Source organism: uncultured Ralstonia sp., assembly GCA_913056305.1.
Lineage (GTDB): Bacteria > Pseudomonadota > Gammaproteobacteria > Burkholderiales > Burkholderiaceae > Ralstonia.
Map to the genome: position 1 here is coordinate 15,659 of CAJXMR010000007.1, position 14,753 is coordinate 30,411.

General features: G+C 65.5%; 15 protein-coding genes and 1 tRNA gene. 5 read left to right on the forward strand and 11 right to left on the reverse strand.

Annotated features, from left to right (window positions below; all coding sequences use genetic code 11):
- Window positions 1–70: 70 nt before the first annotated feature.
- The 3 genes from QZ609_RS02320 to QZ609_RS02330 all read right to left on the reverse strand — a co-directional run bounded on the left by QZ609_RS02320 (window position 71) and on the right by QZ609_RS02330 (window position 2,660).
- Window positions 71–892 (reverse strand): sulfite exporter TauE/SafE family protein, encoded by an 822-nt coding sequence (locus QZ609_RS02320; RefSeq protein WP_295490530.1) that lies wholly within the window; start codon window positions 890–892, stop codon window positions 71–73.
- Between the two features lie 3 nt (window positions 893–895).
- On the reverse strand, window positions 896–2,155 hold the full coding sequence (locus QZ609_RS02325) for an FAD/NAD(P)-binding oxidoreductase (protein WP_295490533.1): 1,260 nt from the start codon (window positions 2,153–2,155) through the stop codon (window positions 896–898).
- Window positions 2,156–2,294: 139 nt separating this feature from the next.
- A complete protein-coding gene (locus tag QZ609_RS02330) occupies window positions 2,295–2,660 on the reverse strand; it encodes a metalloregulator ArsR/SmtB family transcription factor (protein ID WP_295490536.1) in 366 nt (121 codons plus the stop codon).
- 90 nt (window positions 2,661–2,750) lie between these two features.
- On the opposite strand from QZ609_RS02330, the gene QZ609_RS02335 reads away from it, so the two are divergent.
- The gene (locus QZ609_RS02335) at window positions 2,751–3,611 is read left to right on the forward strand and encodes an MBL fold metallo-hydrolase (protein WP_295490538.1); all 861 of its coding nucleotides are present in this window, start codon (window positions 2,751–2,753) and stop codon (window positions 3,609–3,611) included.
- Window positions 3,612–3,795: 184 nt separating this feature from the next.
- Here the strand turns inward: QZ609_RS02335 and QZ609_RS02340 are convergent, their stop codons facing one another.
- Window positions 3,796–4,404 (reverse strand): hypothetical protein, encoded by a 609-nt coding sequence (locus QZ609_RS02340; protein ID WP_295490541.1) that lies wholly within the window; start codon window positions 4,402–4,404, stop codon window positions 3,796–3,798.
- Between the two features lie 519 nt (window positions 4,405–4,923).
- Window positions 4,924–5,000, reverse strand: a tRNA-Arg gene (locus tag QZ609_RS02345).
- A 477-nt stretch (window positions 5,001–5,477) separates the two neighbouring features.
- On the opposite strand from QZ609_RS02345, the gene QZ609_RS02350 reads away from it, so the two are divergent.
- Entirely contained in the window at window positions 5,478–5,681 is a 204-nt protein-coding gene (locus QZ609_RS02350) for a hypothetical protein (RefSeq protein ID WP_295490543.1), read from the forward strand.
- A gap of 2 nt (window positions 5,682–5,683) precedes the next feature.
- Here the strand turns inward: QZ609_RS02350 and QZ609_RS02355 are convergent, their stop codons facing one another.
- From QZ609_RS02355 to wrbA, 3 genes are read right to left on the reverse strand one after another with little or no spacing between them, the layout of a single operon-like run.
- A complete protein-coding gene (locus tag QZ609_RS02355; protein WP_295490545.1) occupies window positions 5,684–7,096 on the reverse strand; it encodes an FAD-binding oxidoreductase in 1,413 nt (470 codons plus the stop codon).
- 11 nt (window positions 7,097–7,107) lie between these two features.
- Window positions 7,108–7,500 (reverse strand): DUF2069 domain-containing protein, encoded by a 393-nt coding sequence (locus tag QZ609_RS02360; RefSeq protein ID WP_295490548.1) that lies wholly within the window; start codon window positions 7,498–7,500, stop codon window positions 7,108–7,110.
- Complete coding sequence (wrbA, locus tag QZ609_RS02365) at window positions 7,497–8,090, reverse strand: NAD(P)H:quinone oxidoreductase (RefSeq protein WP_295490551.1); 594 nt, start codon at window positions 8,088–8,090, stop codon at window positions 7,497–7,499. The genes QZ609_RS02360 and wrbA overlap by 4 nt, the downstream gene beginning before the upstream one ends.
- Window positions 8,091–8,167: 77 nt before the next feature.
- On the opposite strand from wrbA, the gene QZ609_RS02370 reads away from it, so the two are divergent.
- Window positions 8,168–9,493 (forward strand): YihY family inner membrane protein, encoded by a 1,326-nt coding sequence (locus QZ609_RS02370; protein ID WP_295490554.1) that lies wholly within the window; start codon window positions 8,168–8,170, stop codon window positions 9,491–9,493.
- 6 nt (window positions 9,494–9,499) lie between these two features.
- Here QZ609_RS02370 and QZ609_RS02375 read toward each other — a convergent pair whose 3' ends face one another.
- Genes QZ609_RS02375 through QZ609_RS02385 form a run of 3 tightly spaced genes read right to left on the reverse strand, consistent with a single transcriptional unit; the run spans window position 9,500 to window position 12,010 of the window.
- Entirely contained in the window at window positions 9,500–9,817 is a 318-nt protein-coding gene (locus QZ609_RS02375; RefSeq protein ID WP_295490558.1) for an Mpo1-like protein, read from the reverse strand.
- 22 nt (window positions 9,818–9,839) lie between these two features.
- Window positions 9,840–10,664, reverse strand: a complete 825-nt coding sequence (locus QZ609_RS02380; protein ID WP_295490561.1) for an alpha/beta hydrolase — start codon at window positions 10,662–10,664, stop codon at window positions 9,840–9,842.
- The gene (locus QZ609_RS02385; RefSeq protein ID WP_295490564.1) at window positions 10,664–12,010 is read right to left on the reverse strand and encodes an O-acetylhomoserine aminocarboxypropyltransferase; all 1,347 of its coding nucleotides are present in this window, start codon (window positions 12,008–12,010) and stop codon (window positions 10,664–10,666) included. Before QZ609_RS02385 ends, QZ609_RS02380 begins: the two co-directional genes overlap by 1 nt.
- Window positions 12,011–12,236: 226 nt before the next feature.
- Here QZ609_RS02385 and QZ609_RS02390 point away from each other — a divergent pair, with 226 nt between their 5' ends.
- Complete coding sequence (locus tag QZ609_RS02390; RefSeq protein WP_295490566.1) at window positions 12,237–12,692, forward strand: CBS domain-containing protein; 456 nt, start codon at window positions 12,237–12,239, stop codon at window positions 12,690–12,692.
- A gap of 83 nt (window positions 12,693–12,775) precedes the next feature.
- A complete protein-coding gene (locus tag QZ609_RS02395) occupies window positions 12,776–14,683 on the forward strand; it encodes an MFS transporter (RefSeq protein WP_295490568.1) in 1,908 nt (635 codons plus the stop codon).
- Window positions 14,684–14,753 lie beyond the last annotated feature (70 nt).

Consider the following 14,753-nt stretch of genomic DNA (forward strand, 5'->3'; position numbering starts at 1 on the left):
GAATTTGGCTTGAAAGCAAAACGGCTTACGTGATGAACGTAAGCCGTTTTTCTTTGCCTGCGCCGATTGCTCAAGCCAGCGTACGCACGATCAACCCGATCGCCACCACGCCAGCAAACACAGCGAAGCCTTGCTGCAGGGCCGGCCCTGCCAGTCGGTGCGCGAAGCCCCGCCCGACCAGCATGCCCGCCAGCGCACCACCGGCAAACGGCGCAGCGATGTGCCAATCGACATGGCCGCCGATGGCCGAGGCGACCACGCCGCCGGTCGACACCAGCGCGATCACCGCCAGCGAGGTGGCCACAATGGTCTGCATCGGCAGATCGGTGGAGCGGCGCAAGGCCGGCACGAAGATGAAGCCGCCGCCCACGCCCAGCAACCCCGACAGAAACCCGGCAAACGCGCCCCAGGCCGACAGTGCCCGCGCGCACGGCAGCGTCCAGATCAGTTTGCCGCGCACGGTATCGAGGTGGCAGGGCGGCCCCGCACCGATCGAAGCCGGCGCAGCGCTGGCGACGCCGCGTGCCTGCCGGAACATCCGCACCGCCACATAGGCGAGCACCGCCGCAAATACCAGCGTCAGCGGCGTATTCGGCACACGGTGCGAGACCCAGATGCCAAGCGGCGACAGCGCAATGCCGCAGAGCGCCATCAGCCCCGCCGCCTTGTAGCGGACCCGCCCCTCGCGCAGTCCAAGCATCGAACCCAGCCCCGCCGATAGGCCCACCGCCAGCAACGCCACCGGCGCCGCCTGCGACACCGACAGATGCAGCCCGAAGATCAGCAGCGGCACCGCCACGATGGCGCCGCCTGCCCCCGTGAGCGCGAGGATCAACCCCACCACCGAGCCCAGCCCCGCGCTGATCAGCCAGCCGATTTCGAGCGGTGTCATGGTTCAGCGCTCCTGCGGCGCGCTCGGACGCGCGAGCCATTCGCGGCCCTTGAGCAGCCCGTTCCAGTAGACCCACGGCAACACGGTCGTCTTCAGCCACCAGGCCGATTTGCGCGCCACCGTCGGCACCAGCGGGAAGGTCGGCAGCAGTTTGCCGCCGTAGCCGAATTCAGCCAGCACGACCTTGCCGCGTTCGACCGTCAGCGGGCAGCCGCCGTAGCCGTCGTAGCGCGTGGGCAGCGGCTGGCCGGCGCGGTGGGCGAGCAGGTTCTCGGCGACCGTCAAGGCCTGCTTGCGCACGGCGGCGGCCGTCTTGGCGTTGGGCGTCGAGCACGCATCGCCGAGCGAGAACACGTCGGCATGGCGCACGTGCTGCAGCGTGGCCGGATCGACCTCGCACCAGCCGGCGGCATCGCCCAGGCCGCTGTCGGCGATAAAGGCGGGTGGAACCTGCGGCGGCACCACGTGCAGCATGTCGAAGCGCTTGGCAGTGCGGATGACCTCGCCAGCCGCGTTCTTGCTCTCGAACCACGCGGTGCGCGCCTGCCCGTCGACGGCCACCAGCGTGGAGCCGAACGCCAGCTTGGCGCGGTAGCGCTCCACATAGCGCATCAGCGGCGGCACGAAGGCCTCGACGCCGAACAGCGCGGTGCCCGTCAGGTTGAATTCGACGTCGATGCGGTCGAGCACGCCGGTGCGGCGCCAGTGGTCGCACGCCAAGTACATCGCCTTCTGCGGCGCACCCGCGCACTTGATCGGCATGGCCGGCTGCGTAAACAGCGCGCGCCCCGAACGCAGGCTGCGCACCAGTGACCACGTGTAGGGCGCCAGATCGAACCGGTAGTTGGAGGTGACGCCGTGCTGGCCGAGCGCGGCCTCCAGGCCTTCGATGCGCTCCCATGCGAGGCGCAAGCCGGGGCAGACGATCAATTGGCCGTAGCGCACCACGCGGCCGTCGTCGAGCGCCACCTGATGCGCGTGCGCATCGACGTGCGTGGCGCGCGCGCGGATGCGCTCCACGCCGGCGGGGATCAACGCGTCAGTCTGGCGCACGGTGTCCTCGGCATCGAACGCGCCGCCGCCGACCAGCGTCCAGGCCGGCTGGTTGTAGTGCACATCGCTCGGCTCAATGATCGTGATGGCGAGTTGCGGCCGGCGGCGGCGCAGGCTGGCCGCCACGCCGATGCCGGCGGCACCGCCGCCGATGATCAGCACATCGGCCTGCAGGGCGGGGGCGGGTGTTGGGGTGAATGCAAGGGGCATGTTGGACGGTTTGGACTCTTGTTGGTCGGCCAAGGTATTCGGCCGGTCCTTCGATGGAAGCTGCCACGGCAACGCGCCGCAAGGCAGGCGCGGCATACCGCAACACAAAATGACCGCGGGGGCGCGGCGTTCTAACCTTCTAAGATTGAGCGAGAACCTTGCCGCAATACAGCGACGACAACGTCTGCATGATCTGGATGACCTCGAAGCTGGCCAGCCGGTAATAGATGTACTTGCCTTCGCGGCGCGTGGCGACCAGGCCTTCGTCGCGCAGCACGCCCAGGTGTTGCGACAGGCTGGGCTGGTGCAGGCCCACCAGCGCTTCGAGTTCGCCGACGTTGCGCTCGCCCTGCGTCAACTGGCACAGCAGCAACAGGCGGTCTTCGTGGGCCATGGCCTTGAGCACCGCGCAAGCCTGGGCAGCGGAATCGCGCAGCATGGCGATGGCGTGCTCGGGCAGCGGGGTAATGGCGGCCGGATCGGGGGCGGTGGTCGGTTCGGACATGATGGGGCGCGGCAGATGAAACGCTCTATTGGCAGACAGAATGTCTACGGATATTCTATAAAAATATAGATTGTTTGTGGAAGCCTGACCATGCAAGCCCAGATCGAATCGTTCTTCGACCCCGACACGTGCACCATGACCTACGTGGTCCACTCCGGGCCCGGCACGAAGTGCGCCGTGATCGACTCGGTGCTCGACTACGAGCCCAAATCCGGCCGCACGTGCACCCGATCGGTGGACCGTGTGGCCACCTTCATCGAGACCGAGCATCTGCAGGTCGAATGGCTGCTGGAGACCCACGCGCATGCCGATCACCTGTCGGCGGCGCCGTATCTGCGCGGCAGGTTCGGCGGGAAGATCGCCATCGGCGAGCGCATCCAGGTGGTGCAGGGCGTGTTCAAACCGATCTTCAACCTGGAGCCATCGTTCCGGCTCGACGGCTCGCAGTTTGACCACCTGTTCGCGCCGGATGAGGTCTTCCACATCGGCACGCTGGAAGCGCGCGCGCTGGCCGTGCCCGGCCACACGCCGGCCGACATGGCCTATCAGGTGGGTGACGCGGTGTTCGTGGGCGACACGCTGTTCATGCCGGACGTCGGCACCGCCCGCTGCGATTTCCCCGGCGGCGATGCGCGCACGCTATACCACTCGATCCGGCGCCTGCTGGACCTGCCGTCCCACACGCACCTCTACATGTGCCACGACTACCCGCCGGCCGGTCGCGACGCCGCCTGCCAGACCACCGTGGCCGAGCAGCGTCGTGCCAACATCCACGTGCGCGATGGCGTGACCGAAGACGATTTCGTGCAGATGCGCACCAGACGCGACGCCACGCTTGGCATGCCGACGCTGATGCTGCCGTCCATCCAGGTCAACATCCGCGCGGGTGCATTGCCGCCGGCTGAACCGAACGGGGTGCGATATCTGAAGATTCCGTTGAATGCGCTGTGAGCCGGAGTTGGCTGGCGCGTAGAGGAGGGTGGTGCCTGGGCGCAAAGACTTCGCGCGCCTATATCTTGATGTCGCGCTGGCGTGGCGCGTTCATGAAATTGCCGTTTACAGCTGTGTGAAACCGCTTCACGAGCGAAAGGCAGAGCGCCCTCGGTAGGGCGCTCTGCCTATGCGTTAAACCAACTTAGTGGGACGACTGCAGGATATTCTCGAACCTTCCAGTGCTGTCCATTTCACGGTTTCTTGCCCGGGCGGTCAGCACCACCATCATGGCAAATCCGCCTGCGACGAGGAAGGGATAGGCAGCCAGCAATTGAAGCAACGAGTATTTCCAAGCCAGCGGCCGGCCGACGCCCAGCATGGCGGCATAGAACCAGGATACGGCAGAGACCGCGCCGGAGAAGATTGCCAACATACGTGCACTGAACGTCAGATCAAGCAGCGAACCGACGCGCTTCAAGGCGGGCATCACTGCGGCATGCAATGCAAAACCATTCAGCGTGAGCAGCACAACCATGCCGATCTTGGCTTGAATTTTCGGATTGCCGAAATACGAGAGGCCCTTGGCGGAGACGTCAATCCAGATCAGTGCGGCACCCGTGATCCACAGCACAATCAAGGCTTTTGAAATCGTGGATTGCAGGGAGCTGATGTGGTCCGCGTCATGTTGGCTTGCATAGTCTCCGGTAATGAGTTGCCTGATGATCGCTAGATCACTGGTCAACACCAATCCAATCGCTACGCAGCACGCGATAAGGTGAACGTACACAACGCTGAGGCGTATGAATTCCATTGAAATTTCCTCCTTGAAAGCCGCCTGATACGGCTCGGAATATTTAACGAAATGAATCGTATGAGGTCTTGTCTAGGCTATTGAAAGCAAGTTGACGAAGATGGCGGGGAGCTGCCTGGGCATTTGCACGCACAAGCAGACGCCGGACGGCGAGGCAGGCGCAACCGTGTGCTGTGGTAGCAAAGGCGCCCGGGCTCAAACGGGGTGGGACGATCTTATGAGTTCGCGCTGCGCAGCGTCCAGCCCGCTAACATGGCCTTACATGTGACCCGCCAGCGCGGCACTTCAGTGCGGACAAGTGATTGCCGCTTGCAGGGTTTTTCGTCACATGCGTTGAAAGTGCGCCATAAGCGGGAGCCTAGGCAGCCATTTCGACGAGGCGGCTGTGGCAAATTCCATCGGCGCAGGTGTCTGCGTCCAGATGGATGTGCGTGGCACCGACATGCGGAGATGTTGCCTACGCAGTGACAACGTGCAGGCGGGCAAGCGATGGGAGATCGCGCCCCCCTTTGATGTGGTTGGCCTGCCCAGAGGGATTCGAACCCCCGACCGTCGGCTTAGAAGGCCGATGCTCTATCCAACTGAGCTATGGGCAGACAGCGCGCAATGCGATGCCCTGGCAGGCGCGCCGGCATTGCGGCTCCCGCAGATGGGAGGCCGCGATTCTATCAGATGGGTTGCCGGAAACGGTGTCAGCCCTGGCCCGGCAAGCCCGGTGTGAAGCGGGTTGGCGGTGGCAGAGCCGCCGGCCGCAATCGGACCCCCTCCAAAGCGTCGCGCCGGCGCATCACCCAAAAGTTTCATTACGAAATGGATACCCCCCATCGGGGGTATTTTTTGCTACATTTCATGACGGTCGGGTAGTGAAATAAGAATACGTTTCAACTCGAAATTCCGCGCTATGACGCGGAACGCCGTGCCTACGCGCGCCTACGGGCGTGACGGAAGCCTTTGCGGTTCCGACCAGACGGGAAATCAGGGGAGTCTTGTTTGGGCAGCCTTGCGCTGCAGCGATCTCGCCGGCGACAGGGGGCCAGGCGGGGCGTCAGCCACGGCCATGAGGGGAAGTTGAAATGAGCACACGTTACGCACGACGCCCGGCAGGGGCGTCCCGGTCTACCTATATCCGCAACGCCCAAAGCGGGCGCATCGGCGATCGTTCCAATGTGTCCGAGCATCGCCTGCCGCCCAGCGGCGTGCCGCGTCTGTTGCTGTGGCTGCTGGGGGCAACGGTGCTCTTTGCGGTGGTGAACTACACCTTCCGATTTTTCGGCTGAGGTTACAGCACCTTCCCCGGATTCATCAGCCCGCGCGGGTCAAGCGCCTGCTTGATCGCGCGCATGGCCGCCAGCTCCACCGGGCTCTTGTAGCGCGCATTGTCTTCGCGCTTGAGCTGGCCGATGCCATGCTCGGCCGAGATCGATCCGCCGTGCGCATGCACGCTGTCGTGCACGATGCGGTTGATGCCGTCCTGATGGGTCAGGAATGCCTCGTGCTCGTGCCCCTCGGGCGGTGACACGTTGTAGTGCAGGTTGCCGTCGCCCAGGTGCCCGAAGGTGACCATGCGGATATCGGGGTAAGCCGCCGCCAGCGCGCGGTCGGTCACCTCGATAAAGTCTGCAATGCGCGAGATCGGCACGGCGATGTCGTGCTTGATGTTCTTGCCTTCGTCGGCCTGGGCGAGCGGGATGTGCTCGCGCAGGTTCCAGAAGTCGCGCGACTGGGCGACCGACTCGGCCACTGCCGCATCCTCGATCACGCCGCGCGCGAGCGCCTCTTCCATCAGCGCTTCGAACAGCGCGCGGGCGTGCGCTTCGCTTTCCAGATCCGAGAGCTCCAATAGCACGTATTGCGCATACGTCTGCCCGAACGGCACGCGCAGTTGCGGGTAATGCTTGCGCACCAGCTCCAGGCAGAACGCCGACATCAGCTCGAAGCCCGTCAGCAGCGTACCCGCATGGCTCTGCGCAAGCGACAGGAATGCCAGCGCCTGGCGCGGCGATTGCAGCGCCGCCAGCGCCGTCACCTTGGCGCGCGGCTGCGGAAACAACTTCAGCATCGCCCCGGTGATGATGCCCAGCGTGCCTTCCGCGCCGATCAGCAGGTCGCGCAGGTCGTAGCCGGTGTTGTCCTTGCGCAGGCCGCGCAGGCCGTCCCAGAGCTCGCCGTTGGGCAGCACGGCTTCCACGCCCAGGCACAGTTCGCGTGCATTGCCGTAGCGCAGGACCGCCGTGCCGCCGGCATTCGTCGCCAGGTTGCCGCCGATGGTGCAGCTGCCTTCCGCGGCCAGGCTGAGCGGGAAGAGGCGGTCGGACGCCGCTGCGGCTTGCTGGACGCTCGCCAGGATGCAGCCGGCATCGACGGTGATGGTGTTGTTGATCGGATCGACCGCGCGCACGCGTTGCATGCGCTGCAGGGAGACCACCACCGCGTTGCCTTCCATGTCGGGCGTGGCGCCGCCACACAGGCCGGTGTTGCCGCCTTGCGGGACGATCGGCACGCCGTGTTCTCCGCACAGGCGGACCAGCGCGGCGACCTGCGCCGCATCGGTCGGGCGCAGCACGGCACGCGCGCGGCCGGTGAAGCGCTTGCGCCAATCCGTCAGATAGGGCGCCTGGTCTTCCGGTGCGGTGACGACATAAGCGGCGCCGATGGCATCAACGCAGGCCTGCAGGAACGCATCGTGGGTCATGGCGATGGAGGTCAGGCGTCCTGCTTGGCGCGCGCCTTGGCTGCACGCTTGAACGGACGCAGGTAGAAGATGGTGGCGAAGAAGAACACCAGGCTGAGCGCGACTTCCACCCAGGCCAGCGAGCGCGACAGGCTGGCATCAGACGTCGCGCGCACGATGCCTTCGGTAAAGAACAGCAGGATGAACATCGACGCCCACTGCATCGTGTAGCGGTTCCGGCGCAGCACGCCCGGCAGCGGCCACGCGAGCAGCAGCGCTTTCAGTGCCAGCCACGAGCCACCCGGGCGCAGCGGCGCGAGCCACAGCTCCCATGCCGCGCACAGGGCGATCAACGCGATCAGGCTGCCGGCGCTGAGCAGGTGCAGCGCGCGCGAATGCGGAACCGGGGCGTCGATGGAGGTCATGCGGCGAGCTTGAGGGCGGTCTGGGCCAGCCGACGCCCCATCGCCACGGCGAGGGTGCGTTCGGCGGCGGTGAGCGGGGCGGTGTCGCCGCGATGCGCGACATGTGACGGCCCATACGGCGTGCCGCCGGCATCGGTCGACATCAGTTCACTCTGCTGATACGGCAGGCCCAGCACGACCATGCCGTGGTGCAGGAGCGGCATCATCATCGACAGCAGCGTGGTTTCCTGCCCGCCGTGCATGCTGCCGGTGGAGGTGAACACGCAGGCCGGTTTGCCGGCCAGTGCACCAGAGAGCCACTGTGGGGTGGTGCCGTCCAGGAAGTATTTGAGCGGCGCGGCCATGTTGCCGAAGCGCGTGGGCGAGCCCAGCGCCAGCCCCACGCATTCCTCTAGGTCGCGCACTTCCACGTAAGGCGGGCCGCTGTCGGGCACGTCGGGCTGGGTGGCTTCGCACACCGCCGACACGGCAGGCACGGTGCGCACGCGCGCCTGCGCACCGTCCACGCTCTCGATGCCCTGTGCGATGGCTTCGGCCAAGGCCCGCGTGCTGCCATGGCGGCTGTAGTACAGGACGAGGATATCTTTCATAACAATGCGGTAAAAGGGTCGCGGTATTATAGTTGCGGCCCCCATCTTCGTTTCACCCGCTCCCCGCCTTGTTCTTCATGCATATCGACACCCGTGCGCTTCGTCAATGGAATGTGCCCAAGCTGCGTGCGCTGCTGCGCTACGCATCGCGGCGCGCGGGCGACGACGGCCTGCCGCAGGTGGCCGGCAGCCTGACCTTCACCACGGTGCTGTCGCTGGTGCCGATCCTGACGGTGGCGTTTGCGCTGTTTACGGCGTTTCCGATGTTCCAGAGCTTCCGCTCGGCCATCGAGAGCTACCTGTTCAGCAACCTCGTTCCGGAGAACATCAGCCGCTCGATCCTGACCTACCTGAACCAGTTCTCGCGCAATGCTAAAGGGCTCACCGCCGCCGGCCTGATCGGCCTGGTCGTGACCTCGGTCATGACCATGCTCACGGTCGAGAACGCGCTCAACGCCATCTGGCGCGTGCGGCAACGTCGGCCCATGGCGCAGCGGGTGATGGTGTTCTGGGCGCTGGTCTCGTTCGGGCCGGTGCTGATCGGTGCGAGCCTGTCGGTCAGCTCCTATCTGGTGTCGATCTCGGCCGGCTATGTGCACAAGCTGCCGTTCGGGCTGGGCGTGCTGGTGGGCGTGGTGCCGATCCTGCTGTCGGCCGTGGCCTTTGCCATGCTGTACGTGTTCGTGCCCAACACCAACGTGGCGTGGCGCGACGCGTTCGTGGCCGGTCTGGTCGCTGCCATCGCCTTTGAAATCGCCAAGCGCGGCTTCGGCTATTACGTGGCGCGCTTCCCGACCTACACGGCGGTGTACGGCGCCTTTGCCGCGCTGCCGATCTTCCTGGTGTGGATCTATGTGAGTTGGCTGGTGACGCTGGTCGGCGCGACCATTGCGTCGGCGCTGCCCATCATCCGCCAGGGCTACTGGCAGCGCCGCTCATTCCCGGGCAGCGAGTTCTTCGATGCGTTGGGCATTCTGTTACTGCTGTACCGCGCGCGCGAGCATGCGCCGCGTACGCTCGGCGAGCTGGACATCGGCCGGAGCCTGAGGCTGGAGGCGGACTACGTGGCCGACCTGCTGGTCAAGCTCAAGCACCTGCATCTGGTTGGCAAGCTGCAGCAGGATCGCGGCCAGTCGCACTGGGCGCTGCTGTGCGATGCACATTCGACCACGTTGCGGCCGCTGTACGAGAAGCTTGTGCTGAACCTGCCGCGGCTGTCGCGCACGTCCTTTGCGCGCCAGCTCGGCGATACGCAATTGCTGCGGGACCAACTGCACAACCCGGCGCTGGACTGCACGCTGGAAGCCATCTTCGCCTCGGGCGAGCATGGTGTGAAAGCCGCCGCCGAGGCGGCCTCCATGCCCGTGCCGGGTGCCGCACGCATGGCAGCGACCGGCGCCTGATTCGCCTTAGAACGGAATCTTGCCGACCCAGATATCGCGGTACATCACCCAATCGCCCATCAGGCTGTAGAGCGGGTGGCGGAAGGTGGCCGGGCGGTTCTTCTCGAAACCGAAGTGCCCGACCCAGGCAAAGGCATAGCCGCTCACGGCCGCGCCGAGCAGCCACCACAGGCTGCCCGTGAAGACCAACTGGATCAGGCACACCAGCGCCAGCGTCGACCCCGCAAAGTGCAAGCGTCGGCAGGTGCGATTCTGATGCTCGCCCAGGTAGAACGGATAGAACTCGGCGAAGCTGCCGAAGTGACGCGTGTCGGTGGTGGCCATGGTCGTCTCCTGTGCGGAACGCCTACGCGGTGACAGGCTCGCGCTCGCGCGCGAAGGCGATCAGCGCATCGAGCGTGCCATCCGGACATTCTCCCATGACGGCATGCCCACAGGGCAGGGCGACCACGCGGCTGCCGGCGATCCCGGCGGCGACCTGCCGGCCGACCTTGGCCGGTGTCATCTGGTCTTTCTCACCGACGATCACGAGTGATGGGCACTGCACCGCCGCCATCGCTTCCGCGCCGCGTGCATAGGCGTTGCAGGCGGAGAAATCCGTATGGAATACCGGTGCCTCCGAGCCGCGTGCCACACGCTCCATCAGCCGCTGGCTGCCGCCATGCATCCAGAAACCCGGGCCGGGCGCAGAGGGTTTGTTGGCGAGGCTGGAGTGCGACCAGATGTTGACCATGTCGATGGCCGCCGGTGTGTTGTTCAACGCGGCATCGAGCAACGCATCCGACACCTTCATCGGCCAGGCGGTTGCTACCAGCGCGATGCGGCGCACGCGATCGGCGTAGCGCGAGGCGCATTCCAGCGCAATCAGCGAGCCCATGCTGTGCCCGACCACCATCACCGGCTGCGTGACGCCTGCCGCCTGCACGAGCGCCATGACCCAGTCGGCCATTGCCTCGACGGTTTGCAGGGGCGCGCCGCCGCTGCGGCCGTGCGCGGGCAGGTCGACCGCCAGCACGCTAAAGCCATGGTGTGCAAACCAGCGCGTCTGCAGGCCCCACACGGAATGATCGTTCTGCGCGCCATGCACGAAGACGACGCACGGCAGCGCCGAGTCAAACGGTTTGCCGCCGGTGTAGGCGTAGGCACGCTGGCCTTGTACGGTCCATTCCATCAGCGAGCTCCGGTTGCGTTGGGTGCGGTCTTGCCGGCGGATGCGCCAGATGAGGCCGACATGGCACGTTCAGCAGCCTTCAGACCGCGCTTGAGATCGTCGATCAGGTCGTCGGCATCTTCCAGACCGATCGACAGGCGGATCGTGCCTTCGCCGATGCCGGCGGCGGCCAGCGCGGTGGCGTCCATGCGGAAGTGCGTGGTCGACGCCGGGTGGATGACCAGCGAGCGTGCATCGCCCACGTTGGCCAAGTGCGAGAACAGGCCGAGCGATTCGATGAATTGCTGGCCGGCGCGCCGGTCGCCGCGCAGGTCGAAGCTGAACACGGCGCCGCAGCCGCGCGGCAGCAGGCGCTTGGCCAGGGCGTGGTCGGGGTGCGATTCCAGCTCGGGGTAGGCCACCGATGCCACCATCGGTTGGCTGGCCAGGAAGGCGACGATGCGGCGGGTGTTCTCGACATGTCGCGCCATGCGCAGCGGTAGCGTTTCGATGCCCTGCAGCAATTGCCATGCCGCCATCGGGTTCATGCAGGCGCCGAAGTCGCGCAGGCCCTCGCGGCGGGCGCGCAGCAGAAAGGGCGCGACGGTGCTTTCCTCGGCAAACACCATGTCGTGGAAGCCCGGGTAGGGCTCGGTCAGCTCGGGGTGCTTGCCGCCGGCCACGTAGTCGAAGGTGCCGCCATCCACCAGCACGCCGCCGATGGTGGTGCCATGCCCGCCGAGAAACTTGGTGGCGGAGTGGTAGAGCAGGTCGGCGCCAAGCGCGAACGGCTGCAACAGCCACGGCGTGGTGAAGGTCGAATCGACCAGCAGCGGCACGCCCGCGTCATGCGCGATCGACGCCACGGTCGGGATGTCGAGCACGTCGAGCCCCGGGTTGCCGAGCGTCTCGCCAAACAGCAGCCGCGTATTCGGACGAATGGCCGCACGCCAACCGTCAATGTCGCCGGGCTTGACGAAGGTCGTCTCGATGCCGAAACGGCGCAGCGTGTAGTGCAGCAGATTGTGTGAGCCGCCATACAGCGCAGAGGATGCGACGATGTGCGAGCCGGCGCCCATCAACGTGACGATGGCCAGGTGCAGCGCGGCTTGGCCCGAGGCCGTGGCGATCGCCCCGACGCCGTTTTCCAGCGAGGCCATGCGCTCTTCAAACACGGCGACGGTCGGGTTGGAGATGCGCGAATAAACGTGGCCCGCGCGCTCCATGTTGAACAGCGAGGCGGCGTGTTCGCTGTCGCGGAAGACGAACGACGTGGTGAGGTGGATGGGCGTGGCGCGCGCGCCGGTGGCCGGGTCGGGCGCGGCACCGGCATGCAGCGCCAGCGTATCGAAGCGGGCTTTGGACATGGTTTCAAGCACCGAAGTCGGATGGAGACGGCGCATGCTAGCACCGCTCCCTGTTGCGGTGCATTCCGGGCAAACGCCGAGCGGGCGCGGTTTTTGACGCTATTTTTCTGCGCCGCGTGCTTGTCGAAGCCCATCGGTTTGGGCTAGGATCGAAACACAACCATAACCACAACCCGCGCGCGGTCGCCGCCCCGGCCGACCGGCACCCCGACCTGGGAGACGCAACATGAAAGTCAGCGACATCCTTCACGTGAAGGGCAACACGCTCTACACCGTGGCCCCGGAAACCAAACTCCAGGTGGCGGTGCAGACGATGGCCGAATATGACATCGGCTCGCTGGTGGTGATGGAATACGGCGAACTGGTCGGCATGCTGACCTTCCGTGAAGTCATCCAGGTGCTCGCCAAGCACCGCGGCTCGGTGGGCGAAGGCACCACCATCCGCAAGGTGATGGATGACCACCCGCTTACCTGCACGCCGGAAACTGACGTGAACGAAGTGCGCCGCATGATGCTGGAGCGCCATGCCCGCTACCTGCCGGTGCTCGACAACCGCACGCTGATGGGCGTGATCTCGTTCTACGACGTCGCCCGCGCCGTGTTCGAGGAGCAGAACTTCGAGAACAAGATGCTCAAGGCCTACATCCGCGACTGGCCGGAAGAGAAGGCCAACGAAGACTGATCCGCATCACGTCTTCACCGCTGCCCTGAAACCCGCCCGCCGTTGCGAGCGGGTTTTTTGTTGAACCCCGAACATCTCCGTCGATGAGCCAATCGAGCCAGTTTTCCCTGCTGAAGCAACGCCGCTTTGCCCCGTTCTTCTGGACCCAGTTCCTGGGGGCCATGAACGACAACGTATTCAAGGTCGCGTTCTCCTCGCTGGTCACCTACCACGCCGCACTGTTTGGCAATGCGGACCCGGCGTCGGCGGCATTCCTCATCTCGGCCATCTTCATTGCGCCGTTCGTGCTGCTGTCGGCCACCAGCGGCCAGATTGCCGACCGCATGGACAAGGCCCGGCTGATCCGCCTGGTGAAGACGCTGGAGATCGGCATCATGGTGATCGGCTGTGCGGGGTTTGCCCTGCACCGCGTCGAGCTGCTCTATCTTGGCACCTTCCTGATGGGCGTGCATTCGACGCTGTTCGGGCCGGTCAAGTACGCTTACCTGCCGCAGCATCTGCAGTCATCCGAACTGGTGGGCGGCAATGGCATGGTGGAGATGGGCACCTTCGTCGCCATCCTGATCGGCACCATCGGCGGCGGCGAGCTGGCCAATCTCACGCGCGGCGATGAACTGATCGGGCCGACGCTGACCGGAATTGCCTGCATCGTGATTGCCGTATCCGGCTGGCTGACGGCGCGCGGCGTGCCGGTGTCGCCAGCCTCGCAGCCGGATCTGCGCATCAATTGGAACCCGATCTCCGAGACCTGGCGCAACCTGAAGCTCGCGAGCAACCAGCGTGCGGTGTTCCTGAGCCTGCTGGGCATCTCGTGGCTGTGGTTCGTCGGCGCGACCTTCCTCACGTCGTTCTTTGCCTTTGCGCGCAACGTGCTTGGCGGCGACCAGAACGTGGTCACGCTGCTGCTGGCGGTGTTCTCGATCGGCATCGGGCTGGGCTCGGTGCTGTGCGAAAAACTCTCGGGACGGCAGGTGGAGATCGGCCTGGTGCCGTTCGGCTCGATTGGCATGACGGTGTTCGCCGTCGATCTGTACTTCGCCTCGCACGCGGAGGCATTGGTCGCGCACGATGTGCTGACGGGCATCGGCGGCTTCCTGCAGAACCATCGCCACTGGCGCGTGCTGGCCGATCTGTTCCTGCTGGCGATGTTCGGCGGCTTCTACAGCGTGCCGCTGTACGCGATGATCCAGAGCCGCTGCGAGCCGACGCACCGCGCGCGCATCATTGCGGCCAACAACATCCTCAATGCGCTTTTCATGATTGGCTCGTCGGTGCTGGCGATGGTTCTGACGCATGCCGGCTTCACGATCCCGCAGCTGTTCCTGGTTACGGGCATCCTCAACGCGGTGGTGGCGATCTACATCTACACGCTGGTGCCGGAATTCCTGATCCGCTTCGTGATGTGGTTGCTGCTCCATACCGTCTACCGTGTGAGGGTGGAGGGCGCCGACCAGATTCCCGACGAGGGCCCGTGCCTGCTGGTGTGCAACCACGTGAGTTTTGTCGACGCGGTGGTGGTGGGCGCCTTCGTGCGCCGCCCGGTGCGCTTTGTGATGGACCACCGGATCTTCAAGGTGCCGGTGCTGTCGTGGTTCTTCCGCACGGTCAAGGCGATTCCCATTGCGTCGATGCATGAGGACCCGGAGATGCTCACGCGCGCCTATGACACCATCGCCGCCGCGCTGGCCGAAGGCGAGGTGGTCTGCATCTTCCCCGAGGGCAAGATCACGGCCACCGGCGAGATGAACCCGTTCAAGGAAGGCGTGCGCCGCATCGTCGAGCGCACCCCGGTGCCGGTGGTGCCGATGGCGCTGCGCGGGCTGTGGGGCAGCTTCTTCTCGCGCCAGGGCGGGGCGGCGATGACGCGCCCGTTCCGTCGCGGCTTCCTCAACAAGCTGGAGCTGTGCATCGGCGCGCCGGTGCCGGCGCAGTCGGTGTCGCCTGAGGGGCTCCAGCAGGCCGTGCTGGCCCTGCGCGGCGAATGGCGCTAGGCGCCGGTTGAGTCCGATACACTGCCGATTGGCTTGTTGTCCGATACCCTGATCAACTCTTCTCGCATCC